27 protein-coding genes are annotated in these 25,698 nt (G+C 35.9%); 2 read left to right on the forward strand and 25 right to left on the reverse strand.

The annotated features are described in order from the left end of the window. Positions 1–81 precede the first annotated feature (81 nt). From nifU to ACS3UD_RS07525, 4 genes are all read right to left on the reverse strand, one after another. Positions 82–510: a Fe-S cluster assembly scaffold protein NifU gene (nifU, locus tag ACS3UD_RS07510; RefSeq protein ID WP_308137070.1), complete on the reverse strand. Its 429-nt coding sequence runs from the start codon at positions 508–510 to the stop codon at positions 82–84. Positions 511–534: 24 nt separating this feature from the next. Continuing rightward, positions 535–1,722: a cysteine desulfurase NifS gene (gene nifS, locus ACS3UD_RS07515; protein WP_308137069.1), complete on the reverse strand. Its 1,188-nt coding sequence runs from the start codon at positions 1,720–1,722 to the stop codon at positions 535–537. Next, entirely contained in the window at positions 1,719–2,147 is a 429-nt protein-coding gene (locus ACS3UD_RS07520) for an RrF2 family transcriptional regulator (protein WP_213925278.1), read from the reverse strand. The genes nifS and ACS3UD_RS07520 overlap by 4 nt, the downstream gene beginning before the upstream one ends. Before the next feature lie 220 nt (positions 2,148–2,367). After that, positions 2,368–3,744 carry a radical SAM protein gene (locus ACS3UD_RS07525; RefSeq protein ID WP_308137068.1) on the reverse strand — a complete coding sequence of 459 codons (1,377 nt, stop codon included), beginning with the start codon at positions 3,742–3,744 and terminating at the stop codon, positions 2,368–2,370. A 210-nt stretch (positions 3,745–3,954) separates the two neighbouring features. Here ACS3UD_RS07525 and ACS3UD_RS07530 point away from each other — a divergent pair, with 210 nt between their 5' ends. After that, positions 3,955–5,001 carry a hypothetical protein gene (locus ACS3UD_RS07530; protein WP_308137067.1) on the forward strand — a complete coding sequence of 349 codons (1,047 nt, stop codon included), beginning with the start codon at positions 3,955–3,957 and terminating at the stop codon, positions 4,999–5,001. Here ACS3UD_RS07530 and ACS3UD_RS07535 read toward each other — a convergent pair. The 13 genes from ACS3UD_RS07535 to pdaA form a co-directional block, all read right to left on the reverse strand. Further along, complete coding sequence (locus ACS3UD_RS07535; RefSeq protein ID WP_213925280.1) at positions 4,998–5,534, reverse strand: TetR/AcrR family transcriptional regulator C-terminal domain-containing protein; 537 nt, start codon at positions 5,532–5,534, stop codon at positions 4,998–5,000. The two genes, ACS3UD_RS07530 and ACS3UD_RS07535, sit on opposite strands and share 4 nt — an antisense overlap. A gap of 150 nt (positions 5,535–5,684) precedes the next feature. After that, positions 5,685–5,945, reverse strand: a complete 261-nt coding sequence (locus tag ACS3UD_RS07540; protein ID WP_308137066.1) for a putative Se/S carrier-like protein — start codon at positions 5,943–5,945, stop codon at positions 5,685–5,687. 78 nt (positions 5,946–6,023) lie between these two features. Further along, positions 6,024–6,527, reverse strand: coding sequence for a hypothetical protein (locus ACS3UD_RS07545; protein WP_308137065.1), 504 nt, complete (start codon positions 6,525–6,527; stop codon positions 6,024–6,026). An 8-nt stretch (positions 6,528–6,535) separates the two neighbouring features. Next, positions 6,536–7,849 (reverse strand): replication-associated recombination protein A, encoded by a 1,314-nt coding sequence (locus ACS3UD_RS07550; protein ID WP_308137064.1) that lies wholly within the window; start codon positions 7,847–7,849, stop codon positions 6,536–6,538. Positions 7,850–7,876: 27 nt separating this feature from the next. Next, entirely contained in the window at positions 7,877–8,293 is a 417-nt protein-coding gene (locus ACS3UD_RS07555) for a SoxR reducing system RseC family protein (RefSeq protein ID WP_308137063.1), read from the reverse strand. Positions 8,294–8,358: 65 nt separating this feature from the next. After that, positions 8,359–10,137 (reverse strand): aspartate--tRNA ligase, encoded by a 1,779-nt coding sequence (aspS, locus tag ACS3UD_RS07560; RefSeq protein ID WP_308137062.1) that lies wholly within the window; start codon positions 10,135–10,137, stop codon positions 8,359–8,361. A gap of 406 nt (positions 10,138–10,543) precedes the next feature. Then, on the reverse strand, positions 10,544–10,804 hold the full coding sequence (locus tag ACS3UD_RS07565) for a twin-arginine translocase TatA/TatE family subunit (RefSeq protein ID WP_308137061.1): 261 nt from the start codon (positions 10,802–10,804) through the stop codon (positions 10,544–10,546). A 64-nt stretch (positions 10,805–10,868) separates the two neighbouring features. Next, entirely contained in the window at positions 10,869–11,945 is a 1,077-nt protein-coding gene (locus ACS3UD_RS07570) for a 4Fe-4S dicluster domain-containing protein (protein WP_308137060.1), read from the reverse strand. A gap of 80 nt (positions 11,946–12,025) precedes the next feature. After that, positions 12,026–14,128, reverse strand: coding sequence for an aldehyde ferredoxin oxidoreductase (locus tag ACS3UD_RS07575; RefSeq protein ID WP_308137059.1), 2,103 nt, complete (start codon positions 14,126–14,128; stop codon positions 12,026–12,028). 47 nt (positions 14,129–14,175) lie between these two features. Next, positions 14,176–14,856: a ferredoxin-like protein gene (locus tag ACS3UD_RS07580; protein ID WP_308137058.1), complete on the reverse strand. Its 681-nt coding sequence runs from the start codon at positions 14,854–14,856 to the stop codon at positions 14,176–14,178. Positions 14,857–14,911: 55 nt separating this feature from the next. Next, positions 14,912–15,091, reverse strand: a complete 180-nt coding sequence (locus ACS3UD_RS07585; protein WP_213925290.1) for a twin-arginine translocase TatA/TatE family subunit — start codon at positions 15,089–15,091, stop codon at positions 14,912–14,914. 37 nt (positions 15,092–15,128) lie between these two features. Then, the gene (locus tag ACS3UD_RS07590; protein ID WP_308137057.1) at positions 15,129–15,755 is read right to left on the reverse strand and encodes a hypothetical protein; all 627 of its coding nucleotides are present in this window, start codon (positions 15,753–15,755) and stop codon (positions 15,129–15,131) included. Between the two features lie 331 nt (positions 15,756–16,086). Continuing rightward, on the reverse strand, positions 16,087–16,896 hold the full coding sequence (pdaA, locus tag ACS3UD_RS07595) for a delta-lactam-biosynthetic de-N-acetylase (RefSeq protein ID WP_308137056.1): 810 nt from the start codon (positions 16,894–16,896) through the stop codon (positions 16,087–16,089). A gap of 170 nt (positions 16,897–17,066) precedes the next feature. On the opposite strand from pdaA, the gene ACS3UD_RS07600 reads away from it, so the two are divergent. Then, entirely contained in the window at positions 17,067–17,456 is a 390-nt protein-coding gene (locus ACS3UD_RS07600; protein WP_308137055.1) for a DUF1622 domain-containing protein, read from the forward strand. Positions 17,457–17,493: 37 nt separating this feature from the next. On the opposite strand, the gene ACS3UD_RS07605 is transcribed toward ACS3UD_RS07600, so the two are convergent. From ACS3UD_RS07605 to ACS3UD_RS07640, 8 genes are all read right to left on the reverse strand, one after another. Beyond that, a complete protein-coding gene (locus ACS3UD_RS07605; protein WP_308137054.1) occupies positions 17,494–17,754 on the reverse strand; it encodes a thioredoxin family protein in 261 nt (86 codons plus the stop codon). After that, positions 17,751–19,247 carry a coproporphyrinogen dehydrogenase HemZ gene (hemZ, locus tag ACS3UD_RS07610; RefSeq protein ID WP_308137053.1) on the reverse strand — a complete coding sequence of 499 codons (1,497 nt, stop codon included), beginning with the start codon at positions 19,245–19,247 and terminating at the stop codon, positions 17,751–17,753. Before hemZ ends, ACS3UD_RS07605 begins: the two co-directional genes overlap by 4 nt. Then, positions 19,248–19,868 (reverse strand): MBL fold metallo-hydrolase, encoded by a 621-nt coding sequence (locus ACS3UD_RS07615; protein ID WP_308137052.1) that lies wholly within the window; start codon positions 19,866–19,868, stop codon positions 19,248–19,250. A 9-nt stretch (positions 19,869–19,877) separates the two neighbouring features. Further along, positions 19,878–20,327 carry a D-aminoacyl-tRNA deacylase gene (gene dtd / locus ACS3UD_RS07620; RefSeq protein ID WP_308137051.1) on the reverse strand — a complete coding sequence of 150 codons (450 nt, stop codon included), beginning with the start codon at positions 20,325–20,327 and terminating at the stop codon, positions 19,878–19,880. Positions 20,328–20,473: 146 nt separating this feature from the next. After that, a complete protein-coding gene (locus tag ACS3UD_RS07625) occupies positions 20,474–22,690 on the reverse strand; it encodes a RelA/SpoT family protein (protein WP_308137050.1) in 2,217 nt (738 codons plus the stop codon). 63 nt (positions 22,691–22,753) lie between these two features. Continuing rightward, positions 22,754–23,269: an adenine phosphoribosyltransferase gene (locus ACS3UD_RS07630; RefSeq protein ID WP_308137049.1), complete on the reverse strand. Its 516-nt coding sequence runs from the start codon at positions 23,267–23,269 to the stop codon at positions 22,754–22,756. A gap of 20 nt (positions 23,270–23,289) precedes the next feature. Beyond that, positions 23,290–25,200 carry a single-stranded-DNA-specific exonuclease RecJ gene (recJ, locus tag ACS3UD_RS07635; RefSeq protein ID WP_440977749.1) on the reverse strand — a complete coding sequence of 637 codons (1,911 nt, stop codon included), beginning with the start codon at positions 25,198–25,200 and terminating at the stop codon, positions 23,290–23,292. Further along, entirely contained in the window at positions 25,184–25,681 is a 498-nt protein-coding gene (locus ACS3UD_RS07640; RefSeq protein WP_308137047.1) for a LapA family protein, read from the reverse strand. The genes recJ and ACS3UD_RS07640 overlap by 17 nt, the downstream gene beginning before the upstream one ends. Between the last annotated feature and the right edge of the window lie 17 nt (positions 25,682–25,698).

Consider the following 25,698-nt stretch of genomic DNA (forward strand, 5'->3'; position numbering starts at 1 on the left):
CTAACATCTACTTCCAAAATTATATATTTTTAATAATTAAATAGGAGCTAAATAAAATTTTATTTAGCTCCTACCAAATTATTAATGACAGTGAATATCTTCTGAATCTTCAGGCTTGTAGTTTTCCAATCCTTTGATTGTTTTACCTGTTTTTTGTGAGTAATCGTACAACGCTGCCTTAACTGCCTGTTCAGCCAATACAGAACAGTGAACTTTAACCGGTGGAAGCCCTCCCAGCGCTTCAACAACTGCCTTGTTTGTCAGTTCTACGGCATCGTTGATGTTTTTCCCTTTTATAAGCTCTGTTGCCATGCTTGATGATGCAATTGCAGAGCCACATCCAAATGTTTCAAATTTTACATCCTCTATTACTTCGTCATTTATTTTTAAATAAATCTTCATTATGTCTCCGCACTTTGGATTTCCAACCTGACCTACTCCGTCAGGATTATCTATTGAACCAACATTTCTTGGATTTCTGAAGTGATCCATTACTATTTCCGTATACATATATTCTCCTCCGTTAAGTGTGAATTATTTTTTATATAAATCCGAGTCGTTTTTAATTGGTGACATAGCTCTTAATCGCTCGATTATTTTCTTCATCGTATCAACAACAAAATCAATATCTTCTTCCGTAATATCCTCGCTTACCGTAAAACGTATTGAGCCGTGAGCAGTTCCGTGGTCAAGACCTGTTGCCAAAAGAACATGGGAAGGATCAAGAGAGCCTGATGTACATGCGGAACCGCTTGATGCCGCTATGCCGTCCATATCAAGCAAAAGCAATATTGATTCTCCTTCAACATATTTGTATGAAAAATTTACATTGTTAGGAAGCCTATTAGTAGGATGACCGTTAAGAATAACATCAGGTATGTTGTTTTTTATACCTGTAATCAACCTATCTCTTAAAGCCGAAAGCTTTTTAACATGGCTGTCAAAATTCTTATTTGCAATATCAACGGCTTTTCCAAAACCAACTATATTCTGTACGCCTTCTGTCCCAGCTCTTCTTCCTCTTTCTTGTGCGCCTCCGTGAATAAAGTTGTCTATTTTAACACCTTTTCTTATAAACATTCCACCTATTCCCTTAGGACCGCCTATTTTGTGGGCCGACATGGACAATAAATCAATATGCTGCTTTTTCACGTCAATTTTTACGCTACCCAAGGCCTGAACCGCATCAACATGAAAAACAATTCCGTTTTTCTTTGCAATTTCTCCTATTTGTTCTATAGGCTGAATAGTTCCTATTTCATTATTTGCAAACATTACTGATATGAGCATAGTTTCCGGTCTGATTGCTTTTTTTAGTTCTTCAAGATCTATCATGCCGTACTTATCAACATTCAGATAAGTCGTTTCAATGCCGAATTTCTCCAAGTATTCACACGTATGTAATACTGCATGATGCTCTATTTTAGTAGTAATAATATGATTCTTTCCTTTGTTGAAATTTGCAAATGCAATACCTTTCAGCGCCCAGTTATCAGATTCCGATCCGCCGCCGGTAAAATAAATTTCCTTTTCATCTGCATTTATAAAATCAGCAACCGTCTTTCTTGAGTTTTCAACAGCTTCCTTGGATTTTCTTCCAAGCTCGTACAACTGAGACGACGGATTACCGTAATACTCTTCAAAATATTTCTGCATCGCGTCCAAAACTTCTTTTCTTACTCTTGTTGTAGCAGCATTGTCAAGATATAATTTTCTGCTCATATGTTTTCCTCCGTTAAAATTTGTTTTTGCTGTTCATGCATATCCGCTAAAGTTATATTATCAATAACATCGTTAATGCTCTTTTCTATCTTTTCAAATATTACTCTGGTAGCACATATTGATTCTCTGGAGCATACCTCTTTATTTATACAATCTGACGTGGTTATATCGCCTTCGAGCGTTCTTAAAATCATACCGACGGTTATTTCCTCCGGGTTTCTGGCAAGCATGTATCCTCCATACGGTCCTCTTACCGTATCAATATAGCCGCTTTTTTTAAGTTTGGCAAAAAGCTGTTCCAGATAGCTTTCAGATATATCATATTTGTCCGATATCTTCTTCAGAGAAACAGGCCCTGAACCATAATTCAGTGCAAGTTCAAATACCGCTTTTAATCCATATCTGCCCTTTGTCGATAAAATCATGTCTGTTCTCCTTAATTTTAATTCCCACTATTTTAGTGGGGTACGATTTATTATAGTATACCCCACTAATTTTGTCAACAATAAACGAAAAAAATTTTTTTATTTCAAACTCACTGAATTAAAGGCTTGCAGTCAAAAATAAAAAACCTGACTATCTCATTTCGGAGCTCTTCAGGTTTTCTTTCTCAATAAAACTATTCTATAAATTTTCGTTCATTAATTAGCTGCTGCGCTTCTTACAGTCAGAGCATTTACCAGACTCTTCCCAGAGCTTATCTGCCACAGGTGCCCAATTAGCAGCCGCATCACTGCATTTTGCACTCAGGTTTCGTACATTCTCAGGGCTTATGAAGTCTGTTGAAGCTGCGCCTGATTTTTCTACCATATCCGTAAGACGTCCAGCGTTATCCAAAAGCGGACAAGGTCTCAAATGATTTTTATTAAACGGCTGATTTTGCCTGTACTGCATAAACAATGGCTTTTTGTATGCCTCCAGCAATGTGTTTTTGTGAATATTTGCATCCGAGTAATGTATGAACGCACATGGTTCAATATCTCCGTTTGCATTTATGTGCAGGTAGCACCTTCCCCCTGCTATACATCCGTCCACATATTCTCCGTCATTCCAGAAATCAAGGGTAAATATTGGTTTTGTTTTTCTGAACTCTCTTATTTGATGATACATGTACTCTCTCTGCTCTGCGGTTGCTAGAAGTTCAGGCACTGCATCTGTTCCCACTGGCATGTAAGTAAAAAACCATGCAAATTTCGCGCCTTTTTTAATCATGTCATCAAAATATTTCTCGCTGCCTATAACATCAGCATTTTTTCTTGTATAACAGCAAGATATACCAAAAGGAAGCTTCTTGTTCTTGAGTATTTCCATTGCCTTTATAATTGCTTTGTATGCCCCGTTTCCCCTTCTGAAATCTGTCTCATCTTCAAAGCCTTCAACACTTATGGCAGGGATGAAATTTTTAACTCGCAGCATATCGTCAGCAAATTCCTCATCAATCAGCGTTGAATTTGTAAATGCCAAAAATGCACAATCACTATGTTTTTCACAAAGTTTAATAATGTCTTTCTTTCGCACAAGAGGTTCTCCGCCGGAATAAATATACATGAACGTCCCCAGCTTTTTGCCCTGATTAATAATACTGTCCAGAGTTTCATAGTCCATGTTCATCTTATTTCCATAATCTGCAGCCCAGCATCCTGTGCAGTGCAGATTACATGCCGAAGTTGGATCCATAAGAATTGCCCACGGAATATTGCATTCATTTTCCGCTCTAGCCTTTCTTTGCCTCTGTCCTCCTATTATCGTGGCATTTATTATAAAATTCTCAAATATTTTTTTTCTTACTTCTGGGTCAATATCTGTGTACAGACTCTTTGTAAGCTTATACCAGTTTCCATCTTTATTCTTAAGAGACTTTTTGATGGTGTTCATCTGCCTTTCCACAACACCATCCCTGTCAAATTTTTCAACCCAGTCCAATATTTTAGGAATATTATTGTCCGGATCTGCGTCCAAATATGATAATACTTTTTTCAATCCATAGGATTCAAGAAGTTCAACCATTGTCATATTGCCCATATCCTCCCTTCAAAATAATTCACTTTATAATGCCATTATATTAACTTACATCGATACTTACACTAGACAATAATTTTTTTTGTCTTAATTTCAGACACATTTAATTTTTTGTATAAATTTTAGACATTTTAAATTTTTGTCTATATAAAAATCACATAAAAGCTATAGTATATAAATATAGGTATACCTTTACAGAAAAGGGGATATGAAATGGAAAACAACAAATTGATTTATACTGTTATTAAGACGGCGGTGGAAAACGGAATACGATACATTGAGGATAACCCGAAAAGAGGTGTACGAAATCTCTTGGATTTAGGCGAATACTTTGCATCTGGAAATTTTCAAAAGAATTTTTTTAAGCTTTCTCATGAAATATTAAGCAATGAAAACAGCTTCTACTATAATATAATTGACAGCCTTGTAAAAGAAATAAGCCATAAAAAGTTGACCGTTTTCGGAATAAACATCGGATATAACAGCTTTACATACGGGACGCGGACAATAAGAGAAAACGAAAAAAAACTGGGATATAATATCCCTTGGGCAATAGTTTTTAATTTTGAAAATGATGATCATATTGAGCTCACGGAAGAAGAACTTTTAAAAATAATAAGCGCCGGCAAAAAGGTCGGAATTTACAGCTATTTTATATTATTGGAAAAAAATATGCCCCTAAAGGCATTGAGCAATATATTACTTGAAAATGATGATTGCGCATTCACTTTATTTGTAGAGCCTGATGCCTTAAATTATGACGTAATCGAAAAATTAAGCCTGCATAGTAACTTATGCATTTTTGTATCAATCAATTGTGACAAAAAAAATAAAACAGCAACTGAAAAATTCAATGTTCTTAAAAAACACAGGTGCCTGTGCGGATTATCTTACAGTTATGATGACAAAAATGCAGATTATATATTAAGCGGCAAATCTGCCGAAACTATGATGTCACTGAAAACAAACTTCGCCATGTATATTAAAAAACGTAGCTGCAACATTAAAACTGCACAAGAAATTCGAAATTTTATTAATAGTCTGAGAGTAAAAGATAATTACCCGGTATTTATGATGGATTTGTATGGTGATTTGGAGCGCATTAACGAAATCATCTCAGTAAAATCCTGCTTTTTAAGCATAAACAGCCGAGGTCAGATAAGTATTTCGGACAGTTTGAATGAAACATCACTAAACATTCAGAACAAAAGTCTGAATGAAATTCTTGCTTCAACAATGCCGAAAGCAAAATATACCTAATTTTTTTCCAGTATTGACATAGCAACGCCTTCAATTGCATTTCTCAATAGAGCTACAAACTGCTCCGGAGGAATTTTTGCTTCCTCAAGCAGCCATCTTGAAATTGCAACTCTTATAGCATCTGCATAAAACGTAGCATAGAAATCCACATCCTTATTGTTTTTAAGTACGTCATTAAGATGGACCACAAGTATAGGATGCAAAACTTCTATAAAATACTCTGAGAATGAATTCTGGCCTGTAACCTTAAAAGCATTTTTATAAAATTTTTTGTTTTCATAGAAAAAATCGCATGTTTTCTCAAGAATTTGCCAAGATGACATGGGGACATCCTTGATTGTAACTATGAATTCAGTATAATAAATCCAGTTGACCAAATCATATTTGTCTTTGAAATGATAGTAAAAACTCTGTCTGTTCATATCGCAGCCTTCAACTATATCACTAATATTTATTTTTTTCATGGGCCTTTCTTCCATTAGCTTCTTCATAGATTCAGCCAGCGCTTTTTTTGTTATTTGTGAATCCGACATACGGTACCATCCTTTCCATAATGTAACAAAAAATTCTTTGTTCCAACTATTTTAACATTAATTTCATAAAATTTAAAGAGAATTCATTCAAATTCACAAATGTAAATCAAAACAGCCGACGAAAATATCGCCGGCTGTTTCATTATTTCATCAGGGCAGTAATTTATAAACCGTCCTGCCATCCTGCTTTGCTTCCATATATACATTGCTCACCGGATATCTTTTCCTGCACTCATTCAGCACAATATCCAATGTTTTTCTGTCATACATTTTAATGCACATATCGCATTCACCCTTGATGCTGAAAGGGGTTTGGGCCACCTTAATATTTTTTAAACCGTAACCCTGTAATTTATTATATGCTGCAATAGCATAACTTCCATGCATAAATGTTATAATATACAGTTCCATGAAATTCCTCCTTTATAATGCTGCACCCTATATTATTTTATTAACAATATTTCATAAGGTTACAAAGGAGGTGAACTGTTAATTTAAATACTGCATTTCATCCTCTTTTTCGTAAATATTCAGTTCATCCTTGAGAATTTCTAAATTTGATTCATAGTCTTCTTCTGATATTTGATTGTTAAAAAGAAGGTCGTCTAATTTATTTTTACTGTCTTCAAAGATAAAGATTTCCTTGCAAGGCCATACGGTGTTGCTTTTTTTATCATAGTTTGACTTTAAAATTGAAATACTCATTTCATTTTCTTTTAAATCGATAATAGTACCCATCAGGTGAAACTTATTGATTTTTATATTGTGTTTTTCAAACAAATTTCTGACTTCTTTTATAAATACATAGTGCTTTCTTTTTATTTCAAAGGCTGCATTTTCGTTTAACATCTCTTCATTCAGATCATTGTTGTAATATTCAACAGAAATATCATAGATATTATTTTCGTCAAGTCCGTAAAAATCGACCTTGTTTTCGATAGTTTCGAAAACATTTGAATCAGTAATATTTGATTTGAATAGTTTATAGTCCATAGCTCCCCCTAACTCTGTTTCAGGTACTCCAAAAATTTTTTCATTTTGCTTTCGTAACCTGATTCTTTTGGCTCATAAAAACTTGTGTTCTTCAAAGTTTCCGGAAGATAACTCTGTTTAACATAAAATTTATCATAATCGTGAGGATATTTATAGCTGACTCCTCTGTTAAGCTTTTCAGCTCCTCCATAGTGGGAATCCCTTAGATGTAAAGGAACCTCAAGTGAATTTTTTTCGACGGCATCCATAGCTCTAGATATGGCTATGATCGAGGCATTGCTTTTAGGTGCACAGGCTACGTAAATTGCTGCCTGAGCCAATGTTATGCGCCCCTCCGGAAACCCTATTATCTCCACAGCCTTAAAAGCATTAACCGCAACTTCCAGTGCTCTCGGATCAGCATTACCAACATCTTCCGAAGCACATATTATTATTCTTCTTGCAATAAACTTAGGATCTTCTCCTGCTTTAATCATTTTTGCCAGCCAGAACACAGCAGCGTCCGGGTCTGATCCTCTCATACTTTTAATAAATGCAGAAATTGTGTCATAATGACTATCCCCGTTTTTATCATATTCAATTTTCTTCCTTTGGATGCATTCAACAGCTACATTAATGTCAATTATTATCCTGCCGTTCACTTCGGAAGTAGTTTCCACTCCCAGTTCCAATGCACTCAAAGCCTTTCTTATGTCACCGTTTGAGTTCTCCACTATATGATTCAGCGCATCATCTTCAAGCTCAATGTTCTTTTTTCCGTAGCCCCTTTCTTCATCCTTCAAGGCATTTCGAACAACCATTTTAATATCTTCATTTGTTATTTTTTGAAATTCAAAAACCAACGAACGTGAAATCAAAGCCTGATTAACCTCAAAATAAGGATTCTCCGTTGTTGCTCCCACCAGTATAATCGTTCCGTTTTCAACATATGGAAGGAGGGCATCCTGCTGAGCTTTATTAAACCGGTGAATTTCGTCAATAAAGAGTATTGTCCTTCTATTATAAATAGACAGCTCGTCAACCGCAAAGCTAATTTTTCCCTTTATATCCTTAATTCCGCTGGTAACTGCATTTAAAGTTGTAAAATTGTTATTGGTGTTTTCAGCAATAATTCTCGCCAGAGTTGTTTTTCCTGTCCCGGGCGGGCCGTAAAATATTGCCGAAGAAAGCTTGTCAGCCTTTATTGCTCTGTTCAATATCCTGCCCTCACCGACTATGTGTTTCTGCCCAACAAAATCACTAAGATTCATTGGTCTCATTCGCTCAGCGAGAGGCCCTTTTTTCTTAATGTTATTTTCATATTGCATTTCAAATATATTCATTATTTATCCTTCAATGCTTCACAAAAATTATAGTTTTTTCCCCAATGTAAATTTAAGGGTATTTTTCTTCATTTCTTTTTTATCATAGGCTTTCAAAATAAAGTAAGATACGGCAAGAGAAGCAATGGATGCAACGGCTGAAATCATATCTTTGTTGGCATTGTTCATAAATATAAGCTGTACTATCCCTATTGTAATTAACATAATTACAAACGGTATGCCGTAAAGCATTAAAATTTGCTTGAGGACCACTGAATTTTCAGTTGTAATTTCAACATAATCTCCAACCTCATAATCACCGCTTATTTCTGTTTCAAACATGACGCTGGGTTGCCTGCAAGATGATCCGCAGCTTTTACAGTTGTCACCGCAGCTGGATACTCTCTTCACCGAAATTATCGCCTTGTTTCCTTCAATTTTCTCTATTTTACCTACTTGCTCCATTATTCCATTCCTTTCTGGCACTTACGAAATACGACCGCTATGGCGAACTAATTCGCCCTGCTTGCCTATTCCTTATCTTTTACTTCTATGCTCAATTCATTAAGTTGATTTTCGGAAGCATACGTAGGTGCTTCTGTCATCAGGCATGTAGCACTCTGAGTTTTAGGGAAAGCTATAACGTCTCTGATATTATCACTTTCTGTAAGCAACATCATGAAGCGATCCAGCCCGTAAGCAATTCCGCCGTGTGGTGGTACTCCGTACTTAAATGCTTCAAGTAAAAATCCAAACTTTTCATTAGCTTCCTCATCTGTAAATCCTAACGCTCTAAACATTCTGTTTTGCAACTCTCTGTTAGTTATACGTATACTTCCTCCGCCTATTTCATCACCGTTTATTACAATATCATATGCTTTTGCTCTCACTTCTCCCGGATCAGATTCTATCTTCTCAATATCTTCATCTACAGGTGAAGTAAACGGATGGTGCTTTGCAACGTATCTGTTTTCTTCTTCATCAAATTCGAAAAGCGGAAAGTCTGTTATCCAAACCAACTCATATTTATTGTTGTCTATAAGACCTTTTTTCTTTGCTATCTCAATTCTTAATGCCCCTAATGCAGTATTTACTACGGATTCCTTATCAGCTACAATAAATACAATATCCTTCTCTTTTAATTCAAGAGATGATTCTAGCTGTTTGATTTCTTCTTCACTCAGGAACTTCGCTATTGGAGAGTCAATTGCTCCGCCTTCATATTTCATCCACGCTAACCCTTTAGCTCCATATGTTTTAACGAATTTTTCAAGCTTTGATATCCCTTTCTTTGAAAATTCGTCTGCATCTCCTTCGATTTTAATGCACTTAATGAGCCCTTTAGACTCACATGTGGACTTAAATGCATTGAACTCTGTATTTCTAAAAATCTTTGTTATATTTGTAAGCTCATATCCAAAGCGCAAATCCGGCTTATCACATCCGTACTTATCCATAGCAACCTTGTATGGCATGCGCTTTATAGGTACCTCTATATCAATATTTTTGACTTCTTTAAAAATTCTTTGTATCAGTTTTTCATTAACTGAAATAACATCCTCTACATCAACAAAAGACATTTCAATATCTACCTGAGTAAATTCAGGTTGTCTGTTTGCTCTTAAGTCCTCATCCCTGAAACATCTTACAATCTGGAAGTACCTGTTCATTCCTGACACCATCAGCAATTGCTTAAAAAGCTGAGGAGACTGAGGCAAAGCATAAAATTTTCCAGGATTGACTCTGCTTGGAACAAGATAGTCTCTCGCTCCTTCAGGAGTCGGTTTTGTTAAAAACGGTGTCTCTATTTCATTAAAATCATTTTCGTACAAAAATTCTCTTATAACTTTAGATGTTTTACTTCTTATTATAAGATTATTCTGCATGTGAGGTTTCCTTAAATCAAGGAATCTGTATTTTAGACGCATCTGCTCTGACACATCGTCATTATCCTTAATATAAATAGGCGGAGTTTCCGCAGTATCAAGTATCTTTAATTCTTCAGCATAAACTTCTATATCGCCGGTTTTCATTTCCGGATTTTTGGATTTTCTTTCAAAAACCTTCCCTTTTACAGCAATAACAAATTCACTTCTCAAACTTCCTGCTTTATCAAATGCTTCATTATTCACTTCAGTATCGAATACAACCTGAACTAACCCTGTTATATCTCTAAGATCGGCAAAAATAAGTCCTCCAAGGCTTCTTCTTTTTTGAACCCAGCCCATAAGCACCACTTCTCGTCCTATATCACCAAGGCATAATTCTCCGCACATATCGGTTCTTTTTAATTGACCCATCGTATCCATAATTTCCTCCATATATCAAAAAAAATAACCCCTCCCTGCTAGGGACGAGTTTAACCCGCGTTGCCACCCTAATTGGACCGTACAGTCCCGCTCAATTAGAAATTGCTATTTAGAGGTGTCTTTCATCACAAGTTAATAACAGGCTTCCATCGTCCCTGTCTCGCTAAAATTAATGCAATTATGATTACTCTTCCCCATGCAATATATACAATAAAACTACCACAATAATTTTTCTTTGTCAACGATTTTTTGCATAGGTGAAAAATATTGCATCTGCTGCAAAAAAATACTATGTTGCCGCTACAGTAGAGACCTACATACCCCTCTACTGATTATTAAAAAATAAAAGAAATTGAACAAAAGTCCAATTTCTTTTGAATTTCTTTATTCAGCGCAATCGAAAATGCTATTTTTCTGTTTCCTCTGTTTTTTCTGCCGCTTCAACAGATTCTGATTTTTCAGCTATTACGACCGGTTTTTCTTCTTTTTCGGTCTTTTGGGGTTTATCTTCTACAGACAGGTCATCTTTAAATTCCTTGGATACCTTTTTAAATTCATTTAATGTCTTTCCAATTGATCTGCCAAGCTCAGGAAGTTTAGCCGGCCCTACTATGATTAATGCAATTATTAGTATAAGCACTAATTCTCCTGTACCTATTCTGCCCATAATTATTCTCCTCTCAATTACGTTTCTTGTACAATTATAACATAAAAGATCTATAAAATATATATTAACTCAATCCAGTTGATAATTTTTTTCTCAATAATTCTTTTTTCCTGCAAACTATACATACTTCCTCATTTTCATTTTCAGGCATATGCTTCTTCCCACAAACGCTACAGATTTTCAGATTAATTTCTTTTTTCAAAGCAGAGCTAAAAACCTGACTTCCGTCTGAACATCTGTATATTGCCTTCTGTGGGCACATTGTTTCGCATAATCCGCATTGATAACAGTTAGCAACACTGTAGTACAACCTCTTTGACAGAGTTTCTTCTTCAATCTTCCAAGCATCTCCAGGACATACATCCTGACATTTACCGCAACCGTCACAAGCAGCACCGACTTCAAAATCTGCCCAAAACGTATTTACATTCTTAGCCCGGTCTGACAATCCCTTGTCTCTTATAGCTTTTAGAAGCAGCCTTCTGGCTGACAGGTTATTATCATCATCAATAATTGAATTTATAGTCTTCAGCACAATATTTTCTGATTCTTTTTTTACAAGCTTAAATAAATTTCTTCGCGATATTTCCTCATCGATTAAGTCCGCAATATCTCTGTTTTCAGTAATAATTTCATAATTAGGAAGCCTTCCAATATTTTTAAGAAAAGCTGTGGCTTTTTCCAAAGATTGTTTAAAAAACGAATCATTATACCCTGCTTCACAATCAGAACACCTGCTCAAGTTAAAATAAATTTTCTTATCTGCGCATAAAATTAATACTGCTGCAATAAACTCAGGGTGCATTCCATTCAGGCAGCTCATATTAATGTTTCCTGCTGCAGATTCCTTTAAACAAGAAAAAACAAGTTTTTTCTTGCCGCATGCATGCAAAAGAACATCTTCCTCCTGAGCATTATTAAATGTTATTGCCTGCGTAGGGCAACTTGATCTGCACACACCACACTCAGCGCACATTTTTTCGCTGAATTTTATTTTTTTATCCTTTAACTGAATAGCTCCTTCCGGACAATTATCAATGCATCTGCTGCATGGTATGCCTTTGTTATTAATACATTTTTTGGCAGAAACTTCCGGAAGATTTTTTTCAGTCATTTTGTTAAACAAATAATCTAATATCATATTGGCACCTTTGTATTGTAAAGTAAAACAGGAAAGCAAACTGCTTTCCTATTATACCGATACAGCTTTGCTATCCTAATTTAAGGAAGCAGGTTCAAAGCTTCAAGCTCATCTGCCACATCCTTAAGACCTAGTCTTTCTAATGTAGCTCTTGTAGGAGCTCCTGTTTTTTCATCCCATCCATATTCTCTATACAGCAGTGTCAAACCTAACTGCATATCATCTCTGTCAAGTTTTACCGTACCTTCAGTAAATGGTTTAACATCTGGATCAGCTTCAAATACCCATTCTGGAATTGTATCATGTTCATTTCTCATATCAATTGTATTCATTTCTTTAACACATGCAGCCCTGTGCATTGTTGAAATTCTTTCTGCTGCAAGATTCATTTCTTCCTCTGAAGTCTCTATGCCTGTTGCCAAGCTGAAGAATTTAGCTTCCAGTGCAGTATCTCCTCTATAGTTTCTTTCCTTTGAAGGTGATACAGTCATAGGCCATACCCAGTTGCACAATGTAATTGAATCATGCAGGAAGTTTCTGTCCAGCGACCATTTAGCAAATTTAGCTTTATATTCATTCATAGGAGTGTAGTTCATCGGTGCATCCAACGCATCAGGCGAACCCCATACTTCTCCTGCAACTTCTTTAAGAATTTCAATAGGAAGTCCAGCACCTATCATATTCATGTGAGTGTGCGAATTTGCATCCCTATTGAATATTACGTTAACCAATGCACCTACCTGTGCTCCTGATTCATTACTGTGATGTTTAGGATATGCCATTTTAGACCACAAATTATTTCCGTATGAATTCCAATATTCTTCTCCTAAATTCCATCTTTGATCAAGCCAGTACGGTCCATCAAGCAAATGGCCGAACTCTCCACCTTTAATCAAGTTTCCGTAATACTCTACCATCCAGCCCGGATCACCGCTCTCCACTAAATCCCAGTTTATGCTGTCATATTCTTCCTTAGGAAGAACTTCTTTAAATTTCCCTGAATTATAAGCATATCTAAAGTCTCTCGGCAACTGACCGTAATTGCTCCAAATACCGTAATCATCAGCAAGCCTTGATCCCAGACATTTTGTAATAAGTGAATCCATTCCCTTCTTTTCACCATCTGCATAACCTTTTATCATTGCAGTGTTAGGCGAACTGTAGTTAATGCATGTACTTGTTGCATAAGGAGTTAATCCGTATTTTTCAAGTTCAGGCATATACATATTTGACTGACATCGAATCGGACATGAGTAGCATCCTCCCATTTTTATGGTTCTGTCTTCAGCCAGCGGTCCCAAGTCAAATATAGCCTTCTGTGTACGAAGTCCTACCTTGTTTTTATCTCCTGCAGCACATTCTCCCGTTTCCACAGGCGGATTAGCTGCTCCCCAGAACAGCCCAAGCTGTGCAGTCCAGCGGCTCTTTGAATTGTGATATTCTGCCCAAGGCTGTGGTGTGCTAGGTACCACGTGATTGTTGTTGGATCCTATTATATCTTTCATCATGTATTCATTCAAATCCAGCCAATCCTGAGCTTTTCCTTCTGCTATATGTACAGCATTAGTTCCTTTTACACCTATGGCTTTTAGTTTTTTTGCTCCTAAAATTCCTCCGTGTCCTCCTGCTGAGTGGTTAACTGAATTAACTATTGATGCCAGATTTTTCATCTGCTCCCCTGCAGGCCCGATTGCGGCAATACATGCTTCCTTACCCATAATTTCATTTATTGCATAAGTTGTGTCTATGGTACCTTTTCCCCATAAGTCACTTGCATCTTCTATTGATATATTATCATCTTCAATTTTTAACCATACAGGTTTTGTTGATTCCCCTTCAATTATAATTCCGTCGTATCCTGCAAATTTCAGCCAAGCTCCGAAATTTCCTCCCATGTGGCTGTCAGCTATAGCATGATACGGATTTGTAGGGCTCAATGAAGTAATATTTGTTCTTCCGCTACAAGGTGCCGTTGTACCTGTAAGCGGCCCCACTGCTATTACTACCTTGTTTGCTTCATCAAAAGCCTTTGTTCCCTGAGGAACTTCGTCAAATATTATTTTGTATCCGAATCCTGCTCCTCCTACAAGGTCTTTGTATTTCATTGTATCTTCTGTTTTAATATTGCCAGTAGTTAAATTAACTCTTAATAGACTTCCTGTCCATCCTGTTATATTAGCCATTTATTCTTCCTCCAATCAAAATTCTTTCATTTTTCAGTTAGCTTAAACTATGAAAATCTATATCCTTTTCTTCTGAAGATTGCCTCCATTTTTTCCCAAGGTATAATCTGCAAAGCTCCAGTTATGCAGTTGTCAGCACATGCACCACATAAAATACATTTAGTTGATTTACCTGTCTCCGGATCAACAGTAGGCATATTCCAAGGACATGCATCTGAACATGCTCCACAGCCCACACATAAACTTTCATCTACTGTCCAAGCCTTGGTTGTTTCATTTTGACTGATGGCATTTTTCGGACATGCTTCAGCACATTTAGCATCTTCGCATTGACGACATGTTTCAGGCGTCATCAAGAAGTTACCAAAATATCCGTTTTCATAACGATAGTTTTCTGTCATTTCTTTTCCGTAGTTAAAATTTCTGCTGATTTTGACTCTTGAAATTAACGGGTGAATCTTTTGGTCATTTGCAACAGTACAAACCATTTCACATCTCTGGCATCCTGTGCATTTGTTAGGCTCTACAACAAGAAGACCAGTAGGAATTACAAAGGCCTCAACTTCAGGTGATTCTTCATTTCCCGACGGCTCAGCCTGGGAACATCCCATTAGGTTCAAAACAGAAGTTGCGACAGTTACACCTGCAATTCCCTTACCGCTCATTTTCAAAAATTCGCGTCTTGTTCTGATTTTTTCAATAAAATCTTCAATCTCTCTTTCAAACATGATAACTCTCCCTTCAAATATATATCATCTCTCTGATAAAATATGAATCGCTTGTTTAATCTTCTTTAACAGCATCTTTTTCTGTAGGTTCGTCACTGGTCTTATTAACATTATCCTTAAATTCTCTTATAGATTTCCCGAATGCCTTTCCTATTTCCGGAAGTTTGGAAGGTCCAAATATAACTAAAGCTATAACTAATACAAGTATCAGTTCAGCAGGTCCTATTTTGCCCATGTTATCCCTCCTTTCCAAGTAATTTAAATTGACAAACTTATGGATTTTGCTCGGATTCCACTTCTATCCATTCGGCAAGTGAAGCGGCATGAGCTTTTCTCATGAACTTGTCAGAATAAAGATAAAGCGCATTATTTGAAGCTCTCGTTTCCTGTATATCCTTGTACTCCTCATTTTTTTTGAGCTGCTCATACACTTCTGCAAACTCTTCTTTGGACAACTTAAAAGGAGATTTACCGAACAGCCTTACATCTGTCGGCCTCGGATATATCCTTGATTCCTCTCTTACAGTTTCAGATATGGTTTTAAATAAATCATTTTCTTCCACCAAAACCATCATCTTAGCATATTTTCCGGTCATGTACTGCTCCGAGTACAAATACATTTTTTCCTTCCCGTTCATGGTGCAAATATCAGAGAATTCTTCTCTTGCTTTCAGCTCTTCAATGATCTCCAAAAGGTTTTCGACCTCCAATGACATCGGCTCGTCCAAAAAGTCCTCTGCATTTGCCAAAATTCCTTCATATGATTTATCCCTGATTAAAATTGCCAATTCAGCTAATTTATCATCAGGGGCATCTTCGAAAGCATCATTTTCCTCGGAAATTAAATCAGACTCAAATTCTTCTTCATTATTTCTGTCTTCAACAGAATTATCAATCATCAAGTCCCTCCCGCGAGCAATATTTTATAATTGTATATTTTTTAACAATTATAATGTTATAATTTTATCATAATTAAACTTTTTAATCAATACTAAAATCGCTTAAAACCGTTATATCCTAAATGATATAACGATTTTTCCTCATAAAAAAATGATTACTAATGAATATTTAATTTGTTTTTTTTACGACATATGTTAATTTGCTCACATATTAAGAATTTTACACACTTTCTTTCAATAGTTGTAAGCGCGCTTTTGCATAATCATTCAAACACTCTATTTTATTCCACATCTTTATAAATTATTAATTTTTTGTAATTCATTAGTTTTATTAATTATTTTCTGTTAAATCATCCAAAGTCTTAAATATATATCCTTCTTCCTTGTATTTTGTCAGAAGTTCATCCAATATTTCTGAATTTGTTTTTGAGGTACTATGCAAAAGTAATACGGCACCCGGATGAATTCTTGGTATAAGCTTGCTGTACGCCTGTTCTTTTGTAGGTTGCTTATCGGCGTACCAGTCTACATATGCAAGACTCCAGAAAATTGTTTTATATCCCAGTTCATTTGCCATCATTAGATTTTTTTCATTAAATTTACCCTGAGGAGGCCTATAATATTTAGACATTTCAGTACCAGTTATCTGCTTAAATATCTCTTCAAGAGATGTAAGCTCTTTTTTAAATGATTCCACATCTGATATCTTTGACATGTCCGGATGATGGTATGTATGGTTTGCTACAATATGCCCTTCATTAACCATTCTCTTAACCAGCAGCGGTTCTTCCTCCATATAATGGCCTACAAGAAAAAAAGCTGCCTTAACATCATGTTTTTTCAATGTATCAAGTATCTTTTCAGTAAATCCATTCTCAAAACCCGCATCAAAAGTAAGATATATTACCTTTTCGTCATCATTCCCCACGTAATAAGCATTGTATTCTTTTAGTGCCCTTGCGGTGGCATTGCCTATGGGAGCCTTTCCGTTTTCCCTGAAACTCAGTCCCCAATTGGTTATTTCAGTAGAAACTGTTATAGAAAAATTAAACATCGCCTCATAAACAAACATGCCCGCAAATAAAAGCACCGCACAAAACAAAGCTATACCAATACTTTTCTTTCTTATATAAATAATCATATACTTCACCCCTTACTTATATATATATATTGTGACGCACATTATGTCTTAAAATCGCAATATTAATTAGCACTTTTTACCAATCAAACGTATGCTCACATGTTTGACATAACGAGACAAATTATATATAATACTAGTAAATGTTTTCATTATATATACTTGGAGGTACTATGCTAGAACATTTGATTACTATTCTTGTGCCTAATATTGCGCATATTTTGGAATTAATAGGTGTATTTATAATAATTTACTCTGCTTTAAAGGCATTCGGAAGGTATGCGCTTAGGTTTTTTAAATTTACTGATGAAACTATTAAAATCGAATTTTCGCAGGCTCTGGCAATGGCACTGGAATTTAAACTGGGCGCTGAGATTTTAAAAACCTTGGTTATCAGAACAATTGATGAACTAATTATTCTTGCTTCCATAGTAGTTTTAAGAGCAGCATTAACATTAATTATTCATTGGGAAATAGAAAGCGATTCGAAACGTGCAAATCACTTCAAAGAATTGAAAGAAAAAACGGCTCACAAGAATGAAGTTGATGAAAAAAAATTATAACATACATAAAAAATTGGGACTGGCTCAGTCCCAATTTTTATGATATTGCTTTTTTCAATACTTCTTCTATTTTTTCGAAAGATGGTACTCCCTCATGGACTTTTATTTCGTCAACGTAAAATGTGGGAACCTGGTAATAATCATAAGCATCGGCAATTTGCGCATGCACTGATTCTTCAATACGTTCAATTTCAACATCCTTGTATTCAGGTTTTTTTGTCTTCAACGCATCTACCATTTTAAAGGCCCTCTTGCAGTGAGGACAATTTTCCAAATAGAATGCTTTTACCTTCTTCATACAATCTCCTTTTTGTCAAATAATAATCTCTTCTTTTTTTGCAATATTTCTTCAATCCGCCCTTCGTACTCCTCCAGACTTTTAAAATTCCGAAGGGGAACATGCCTCCCGTCCTGTTTCTTTATTTTTGAAGATGCTCCAAGTCCGCACGCCAGTATGGTCTCCAGTTCCTCTATTATAACAATATTGTATAAACTTTCCTTTTCCGGCAAAGTATAACCAATATTTTCAGAATTTCCCTTTATGTTTTTTTGCCTGTACATATAGTATGGTATGTACCCGCTGTCAATGCATTCCTTCTTTACCACCTCATACATTTTTTGTATCAAGTCATAATCCTTACGCAATTCTTCACTTTGTCTTGTAAGCTCAGATTTCGTCTTGTATGCCAGTGAATGGACAGTAATATTTTCAGGCCTTAATTTAATTATTTCTCTTATGGTGTAATTAACGTCTGCTTCATCTTCTCCTGGAAGTCCCAATATTATATCCGTGTTAATCCAATCAAAGCCTGTTTTTCTTGCAAGGTTATATTTATTTACTATATCCTCTGAAGAATGCTTTCTCCCGATTATTTCAAGCGTCTTTTCGTTCATTGTCTGAGGGTTGATGCTTATTCGGTTTACGCCTGTTTCTTTTAGGAATATCAATTTTTCTTCTGTCAAAGTATCCGGTCTTCCGGCTTCAAACATCACTTCTTTTATTTCAGCCAGATCATAGTATTTTTTTATGCAGTCAAATATAACAGATATCTGCCTTTCATTTAATACAGAAGGAGTTCCTCCTCCTATATATATAGTGTGTAGCTTTAGGCCCCTTCTCAAAGCCATTTTTATCGTTTCTTCAATCTCATATACAAGTACATCTATATATTTATCTATTTTATCTTCCTTTGCGCCTGTATATGATGTAAATGAACAATAGCTACATTTTGAAGGGCAAAACGGTATCCCGGCATACAAATTGTAATTTTGCTTGTTTTCCTCTTCATTCACATACTTTCTTTCAATATCCAGTACTTCCCACAAAAGATCAATTTTTTCCGGTAAAACTTCGTAGGTATCTTTTAATATTTTTGTAGTTTCTTTTTTTGTCTTCCCATGTTTAAGTGCTGTTATCAGTATCTTTACCACTCTCACGCCGGTCAGAATACCGTACTCTGGATTTACACCGTAGTATCTTTTCAGAACACTGTGTATTGATTTTACGACAAGAATCTTTTTAAGTCTCTTCGAATCAGCACTCTCAAGAAAAATTTCATCACTTTCGTATTCTGCTCTGAACAAAAGCTGGTCGTTTAAATACAGACAAGCAGTACTGATTAACGAATTCCCATCATCGTTCAATACTGACACCATTGCCAGCCCTGTGTCATTATAGCTTTTTCCGGAAAGTTTGACTTCATATCCTATGTTTAAATCAAATATTCTGAGGTCATTTCTTGCTTCATATTCAAAATTATGTCCTGAAAAATAAAATGTAAGCACCTTCATTTAGTTTACAAACGGATTCCCGAGTTTCTCAGATTTAATGGTAGAAGGTGAGTTGTGGCCCGGATATATTACAATATCATCGTCATATTTAAAGATTTTATTCTTTATTGAACTTATTATATCATCAAAGGATCCTCCCGGAAAATCCGTCCTGCCTATGGATTTGTTAAAGAGCGTATCGCCGGTCATCATAATATTTCCGACCTTTATACATATACCGCCCTTTGTATGGCCCGGAGTATGAATAATATCAAATTTTAAGTCTCCCAGCATTATATCATCACCATCATTTAATTCAACATCCGGAATTATAGATGTACTCCTGCCAGTAATCATCTTTGAAAAATTAGCATTGCCGTCCTTAAGAACTTCTGCGTCATCCTTGTGAATATAAATTTTCAAATTATACTTATCAGTCAGCTCCTTCACAGCTCCTATATGGTCACCGTGAGCATGAGTAAGTATGATAATTTTAGGAATAAGGTTAAGTTCCTTCAGCTTATCATCTATTTTTTTAAAGTCTGCTCCCGGATCTATTACAGCGGCTTCCATTGTTGTTTCAGAACCAACAATATAACAATTGGATAAATAAGACCCTACAGTCATAGCTTCAAATATCATTTGTTCCTCCTAAAATAATTTTTTGCTGTCTAGAAGAATTGTAACCGGGCCGTCATTGACAAGTTCTACATCCATATCGGCACCAAATTCTCCGCACTGAGTAAATATTTCTTTTTCTTTCATTCTATTTATGAAGCTTTCATACATGGGGACCGCCTTCTCCGGCAAAGCTGCGTGAATAAAACTGGGCCTTCTTCCTTTTCTTGCATCTCCCAAAAGAGTAAACTGAGAAACAACCAAAATACTTCCTTCCACATCTATGAGGCTTTTATTCATTTTCCCGTTTTCATCTTCAAATATCCTTAAATTAGGGACTTTTTCACACATGTATTCCAGGTCTTTTTCATTGTCCGTTTCTTCCACTCCAAGCAATAGCAATATACCGTGGTTTATCTCGCCTATAATCTTGTTGTCAACAGTAACGCCTGCTCTTTTTACACGCTGTACTACTCCTCTCATTTAATCACCTTCCTTATTTTATAGTTTAATTTTATGTTAGTCTGTAATTATGTCACCTACAATAAAACAGAACGACGCGAAGTCGTTCTCAGATTGATTACAAAGCCATCAAGATAACAAACCGTCTCGAAAAGTTTGTTATTAAACTATTTTTTGTTCCTGTATACTTCCAGTACTCCGTCTAACTTTTTGATTTTTTTGATTAAATCTTCTATTTGTTTTGTTTCATTTATTTCAAATCCAATGTCTAATATGGCAACCCGTTCCTTATTTACTCTTAAGTTGAGTGAAACGGCATTCAATTTAGCTTCCGAATATAGATTAGTCACGTCTTGAAGAAGTCTTGGTCTGTCTATGGCTTTTATCTGAAGCTCGCTTAAGAAAGTCGCCTTTTCTTCTGTGTCCCATTCTACCTCGATAAACCTTTGATCATCCGAATCATTCAGGTCATGGACATTTGTACAGTCTGACCTGTGAATCGAAACTCCTCTGCCTCTGGTAATATATCCTACAATTGCATCTCCGGGAACTGGATTGCAGCATTTAGAAAAACGGACCTTTATGTTGTCTATGCCCTTTATAATAACACCCGAAGCATGTTTTTCTTTTCTTGGCGGCGATGCTTTTGCTGCTGTCAGATTCTTCTCAAGATTTTCTATCTTTTCAAGCTCTATTTTATCCTTGTTTTTTTCCAGATATAGTAACTTCAGCCTGTTTACAATCTGGTTTTCTGTGATACCGCCATTTCCTACCGCCGCAAACAGATTGCTTATGGTATTCATGTTGTATTTATCTGCTACAAACTTCAGCCATTCTTCCTTCATCAAATCAACAATTTGAAAGCCTTGTTTTTTGACTTCTCGCTCTACAAGCTCTTTCCCTTTTTCAACATTGAAATCTTTGTCTTTTTCCTTGAAGAACTTCCTTATTTTTGATTTTGCCTGGCTTGATGCAGCTATTTTCAGCCAGTCTCTGCTGGGACCGACACTAGACTGCGATGTAAGTATTTCAACCTGATCACCTGTCTTTAGCTTCGTGTCAATAGGCACTATTCTGCCGTTTATCTTTGCACCTACACACCTGTTGCCCACGGCACTGTGTACCCTGTAAGCAAAATCTATCGGTATTGAACCCTTAGGCAGATTTACAACTTCTCCCTTAGGTGTAAATACAAATACTTCGTCAGCATATAAGTCTATTTTTAGCGATTCCATAAATTCCTGAGGATCATTTGTTTCCTGCTGCCATTCAAGCATCTGCCTCAGCCAGTTCAGTTTCTCCTCATAATTTGTCTTTTCATCGATTCCTTCCTTGTACTTCCAGTGCGCCGCAATACCGTACTCAGCAGTCCTGTGCATTTCAAGAGTCCTTATCTGTATCTCAAATGGTTCTCCATACGGCCCTATTACCGTAGTATGCAAAGACTGGTACATGTTTGGTTTTGGCATTGCAATGTAGTCTTTGAACCTTCCAGGAATAGGCTTCCAAAGTGTGTGCACAGTTCCCAGAGAGCCGTAGCAGTCTTTAATAGTGTCCACAATAATTCTAACGGCAATCAAGTCATATATCTGCTCAAAGGATTTATTCTTAAAATACATTTTCTTATAAATGGAATATAGACTTTTCGGTCTCCCTTTGATTTCTGATTTTATTCCCGCTTCGTTAAGCTTTTCAGACATTATAGAAATTATTTGAGAAATGTAATCTTTTCTCTTTTCACTTTTTTCCTGTACTTTTTTGACTAAGTCTTCATATCCTTCCGGATCTATATATTTAAGGCTCAAGTCTTCAAGCTCCCACTTAATGGATGCCATACCGAGACGATTCGCAATAGGTGCATATATTTCAATAGTTTCCATTGCCTTCTGGTACTGCTTTTCCTTAGGCATGTATTGAAGCGTTCTTATATTGTGAAGTCGATCCGCAAGTTTTATTATAACAACCCTGATATCCTTTGACATGGCAATTATCATTTTTCTTAAGGATTCAGCCTGGCGTTCTTCTTTATTTCGGTATTTTACCTTGCTCAACTTTGTGACACCGTCAACCATATTAGCAATTTCTTCACTGAATTCTCTCTTTATGTCATAATATGTAATGCCTGTATCTTCAACCACATCATGGAGAAGAGCTGCTGCGATCGTTTGTACATCAACATGCAAATCAGCTAAAATAAGCGCAACATTATAAGGATGCACAAAGTATCTTTCGCCAGAATACCTAGTCTGCGCATTTGAATGAGCCATCTCCGCATAGTTGTATGCCTTTGCAACAACAGAAATATCCGCATTGGAATTATACGATTCTATTTGATTAATTAAATTTTCCAGCATGTCTTCACCACTATTTCTAATCAGTATCATAATTAATGTCTGTTACTTTTTCTATTACAGTGTCTTATGTTAATAAGTTCACTGACTAAAGCATTAGCTGTATTTTACTAATGATTCAACATTGTACCCTTTTAGTTTTTCTCTTCCGTTTAAATCTTCCAGCTCAATTAAAAATCCAAGTCCTGCTACTTCGCCTCCCAGTTTTTCAACCAGTTTTGCAGCAGCGTACATCGTTCCACCGGTAGCAAGTAAATCATCCACAATTAATACTTTTTGCCCTTTCTTGATTGAGTCCTTATGTATTTCCAGTTTATCTTTTCCATATTCAAGGGAATATTCGTAACTTACTGTTTCAGCAGGAAGTTTTCCCTGCTTTCTTACAGGAACAAATCCTGTTCCCAGCAAATAAGCAAGAGGAGTTGCGAATATGAAGCCTCTTGATTCAGGTCCAACTATTATATCAACATCTATGTCCTTGAATTTTTCAGCCATTTTGTTTATGCATTCCTTTAAAGCATCCGCATCCTTCAGAAGTGTCGTTATGTCTTTAAAACTTATTCCCTCTGACGGAAACCCTTCTATTACACGAATCTTTTCTTTTAAGTCCATAATTCCTCCAATTTAAAAGACTATTTCTTTATATACAGTACTTCATTTTTTAATGCGTATTGAATATTATCAGCCTTTTTAAGCATACATATTATTTCTTCTGCTGTTATTTTAGTATTATATATTTTATTTAGCTTTTCCACAAGCACGAATATGTCAGTCTTTATTATTTTTGACTTGCTTTTATTTATGACTGAATTCAGCACTTTCATTTTTTCATCGTCGATAGAGTAATCCAGTTTGTCACTATCCTCAACATTCTGCAATACCAGCTGAATACTTTTTCTGCCGTTAAATTCATTCAAGCTCATGGTAACCACATAAGCTGACGGTTTTGTGAGAACTTTTTCCAAAATGCCGATTTTACCAAATCCAATTACAGAAATTTCTCTATTATCTTTTACAAGAACAAAGCTTAAATGACTTCCATCCCTGCCTACTTTTCGAATATTTTTCAGTTCTGCATCCTTAAGAGCAAACACCGGTTTCGGATTTCCCGATCCATAAGGCTCAAACATGCAGATTTCTTTATATAAATCAAAACTGACGTCTTTCGCTTCAATATACGAATCGGCTTCAATTTCATTTAGGCTGTCATCCCTGTTTAAAGAGAAGATGTAGCTGTTCAATTCATCTGCAAATATATTTATATTTTTCTCTTCTATCGTCAGTCCAGCTGCAAGCTTATGACCGCCATACTTCAGCAAATATTGCTTCACCGCTGTAAAAGCCTCAAAAATATCAACACATTCCAGACTCCTGGCAGATCCTTTGCCTATACCTTCTTTCATAGATATAACAACACTGGGTATTTCATATTTATCCGTAAGCTTTGAAGCTACAATTCCAAGCACGCCTTCATGCCAGTTCTCTCCATAAACAACAATAATACTCTTCTTGTATAAAAAGTCTGTTTCTATCTTATTAACAGCTTCTTCAAAAATTACACTCTCGGCCTGCTTTCTCAAAGCATTTAAAGCTTCAAGCTCCAGTGCAAGCTTTTCTGCTTCCTGCTCATCAGACGAAAGCATAAGCTTTATTGCCTTTTTTGCGGTATCCATTCTCCCAGCCGCATTTATTCTCGGAGCAATAATAAATCCAATGTGGTAGGATTCGATTTCTTTATCTTTGATACCGGAAACTTCAATAAGCTTTTTTAAGCCTATCAACCTTGTGTTGTTAATTTTTCTCAATCCGTTCTTTGCAATAACCCTGTTGTCTCCAAAAAGATCAACTATATCCGCTATAGTACCAAGGCATGCCAGTTCAAGAAGAACATCTTCAATGTCTTCAACCTTAAGATATGTGTTCAAATGTTTCAAAAATTTAAAAGACAGTCCTGCCGCGCATAAATGCTTGTTTTTCGACGGACAGTCTTTCTGCTTCGGATCTATGACTGCATAAGCCGGAGGCAGCTCCTCCTTGCACTGGTGATGGTCTATTATAACAACATCCTTATTCATTTCGCTTATGCAGGCAATCTTTTCAATTTCAGCTATACCGCAGTCTACTGTAACCACTAAGTCAGCCTCTATTCTATTATCCTTCAGCTTTTCCACAAATTCGGAACTTATGCCATAACCTTCATTTTCTCTTTCAGGCACATAATAATCAACATCTGCCCCAGCTTTTGACAAGAGCAATATGAATTGACTTATGGAGGTCACACCGTCTACATCATAATCTCCATATATGATTATTTTCTGATTCTTATCAATTGCTTCAAGAACTCTTGAACATCCTCTTTGTAAATCTTTATAATTCTTAGCATTTTCAAAGTATTTGAAATCCGGATTAAGAAATTCCTCTATTTCATTATATTCTGTTATATTTCTGTTTAAAAGTATCCTTGAGGATATTTTTGAAAGATTAAATTTTCTGCTTACATCTTTAATATATCCTCTGTCATACTCTTTAACTTTGAGCTTCACTTTTTTCATCGTTGTCAGTAATTTTGGCACCTTCATCTTTAGTATCGGTTACAATCGATTCGTTTGATTCAGTTTTTAGAGAATCCAATTCATTGTTTAACTTTGCGATTGTATCTGCCTGAGCCTTGTTTTTCTGCTCCAGTTCGGAGATTTTTGCTTCTAATGCGCTTCCGTTTTCTTTCAGCTTATTCGTTTCTTCTTCCATTGCTTTAATATTGCTGTCTGCCAGTACTTTGTCGTTTTCAAGTGTTTTTAATTTATTCTTCATCTCTTTTGACTCAGATCTTTTTTTAAACTGTCTAGTTGTTCCGAGAATCAAAACAAGTACAGCTCCTATAATTATACAAATCATCATAACAACAGCCAAAGGCATTTCAAATCTGGCAAGAAACAAATCAACAGGAACCGGTGTGCCGTTCTGAATAGCAAATATAGCAACAAAAATTGCTATTATCAATATAACTATAAAACCAACCTGCATAGTAACACTCCTCTCTT

It is taken from the genome of Sedimentibacter sp. LTW-03 (assembly GCF_052059825.1).
Taxonomy (GTDB): domain Bacteria; phylum Bacillota; class Clostridia; order Tissierellales; family Sedimentibacteraceae; genus Sedimentibacter.

Coding starts and splice junctions, on each gene's coding strand:
- nifS (WP_308137069.1), bottom strand. CDS start 1,722: ATGAGCAGAAAATTATATCTTGACAATGCTGCTACAACAAGAGTAAGA.
- ACS3UD_RS07530 (WP_308137067.1), top strand. CDS start 3,955: ATGGAAAACAACAAATTGATTTATACTGTTATTAAGACGGCGGTGGAA.
- ACS3UD_RS07525 (WP_308137068.1), bottom strand. CDS start 3,744: ATGGGCAATATGACAATGGTTGAACTTCTTGAATCCTATGGATTGAAA.
- aspS (WP_308137062.1), bottom strand. CDS start 10,137: ATGGATACGATGGGTCAATTAAAAAGAACCGATATGTGCGGAGAATTA.
- hemZ (WP_308137053.1), bottom strand. CDS start 19,247: ATGAAGGTGCTTACATTTTATTTTTCAGGACATAATTTTGAATATGAA.
- ACS3UD_RS07570 (WP_308137060.1), bottom strand. CDS start 11,945: ATGATATTAGATTATTTGTTTAACAAAATGACTGAAAAAAATCTTCCG.
- ACS3UD_RS07615 (WP_308137052.1), bottom strand. CDS start 19,868: ATGATATTTGAAGCTATGACTGTAGGGTCTTATTTATCCAATTGTTAT.
- nifU (WP_308137070.1), bottom strand. CDS start 510: ATGTATACGGAAATAGTAATGGATCACTTCAGAAATCCAAGAAATGTT.
- ACS3UD_RS07630 (WP_308137049.1), bottom strand. CDS start 23,269: ATGGACTTAAAAGAAAAGATTCGTGTAATAGAAGGGTTTCCGTCAGAG.
- ACS3UD_RS07590 (WP_308137057.1), bottom strand. CDS start 15,755: ATGATTGATAATTCTGTTGAAGACAGAAATAATGAAGAAGAATTTGAG.
- ACS3UD_RS07575 (WP_308137059.1), bottom strand. CDS start 14,128: ATGGCTAATATAACAGGATGGACAGGAAGTCTATTAAGAGTTAATTTA.
- ACS3UD_RS07625 (WP_308137050.1), bottom strand. CDS start 22,690: ATGATACTGATTAGAAATAGTGGTGAAGACATGCTGGAAAATTTAATT.
- ACS3UD_RS07605 (WP_308137054.1), bottom strand. CDS start 17,754: ATGAAGAAGGTAAAAGCATTCTATTTGGAAAATTGTCCTCACTGCAAG.
- pdaA (WP_308137056.1), bottom strand. CDS start 16,896: ATGATTATTTATATAAGAAAGAAAAGTATTGGTATAGCTTTGTTTTGT.
- ACS3UD_RS07640 (WP_308137047.1), bottom strand. CDS start 25,681: ATGCAGGTTGGTTTTATAGTTATATTGATAATAGCAATTTTTGTTGCT.
- ACS3UD_RS07545 (WP_308137065.1), bottom strand. CDS start 6,527: ATGGACTATAAACTATTCAAATCAAATATTACTGATTCAAATGTTTTC.
- dtd (WP_308137051.1), bottom strand. CDS start 20,327: ATGAGAGGAGTAGTACAGCGTGTAAAAAGAGCAGGCGTTACTGTTGAC.
- ACS3UD_RS07585 (WP_213925290.1), bottom strand. CDS start 15,091: ATGGGCAAAATAGGACCTGCTGAACTGATACTTGTATTAGTTATAGCT.
- ACS3UD_RS07535 (WP_213925280.1), bottom strand. CDS start 5,534: ATGTCGGATTCACAAATAACAAAAAAAGCGCTGGCTGAATCTATGAAG.
- ACS3UD_RS07600 (WP_308137055.1), top strand. CDS start 17,067: ATGCTAGAACATTTGATTACTATTCTTGTGCCTAATATTGCGCATATT.
- ACS3UD_RS07520 (WP_213925278.1), bottom strand. CDS start 2,147: ATGATTTTATCGACAAAGGGCAGATATGGATTAAAAGCGGTATTTGAA.
- ACS3UD_RS07580 (WP_308137058.1), bottom strand. CDS start 14,856: ATGTTTGAAAGAGAGATTGAAGATTTTATTGAAAAAATCAGAACAAGA.
- ACS3UD_RS07550 (WP_308137064.1), bottom strand. CDS start 7,849: ATGAATATATTTGAAATGCAATATGAAAATAACATTAAGAAAAAAGGG.
- ACS3UD_RS07540 (WP_308137066.1), bottom strand. CDS start 5,945: ATGGAACTGTATATTATAACATTTATGCATGGAAGTTATGCTATTGCA.
- ACS3UD_RS07565 (WP_308137061.1), bottom strand. CDS start 10,804: ATGGGCAGAATAGGTACAGGAGAATTAGTGCTTATACTAATAATTGCA.
- ACS3UD_RS07555 (WP_308137063.1), bottom strand. CDS start 8,293: ATGGAGCAAGTAGGTAAAATAGAGAAAATTGAAGGAAACAAGGCGATA.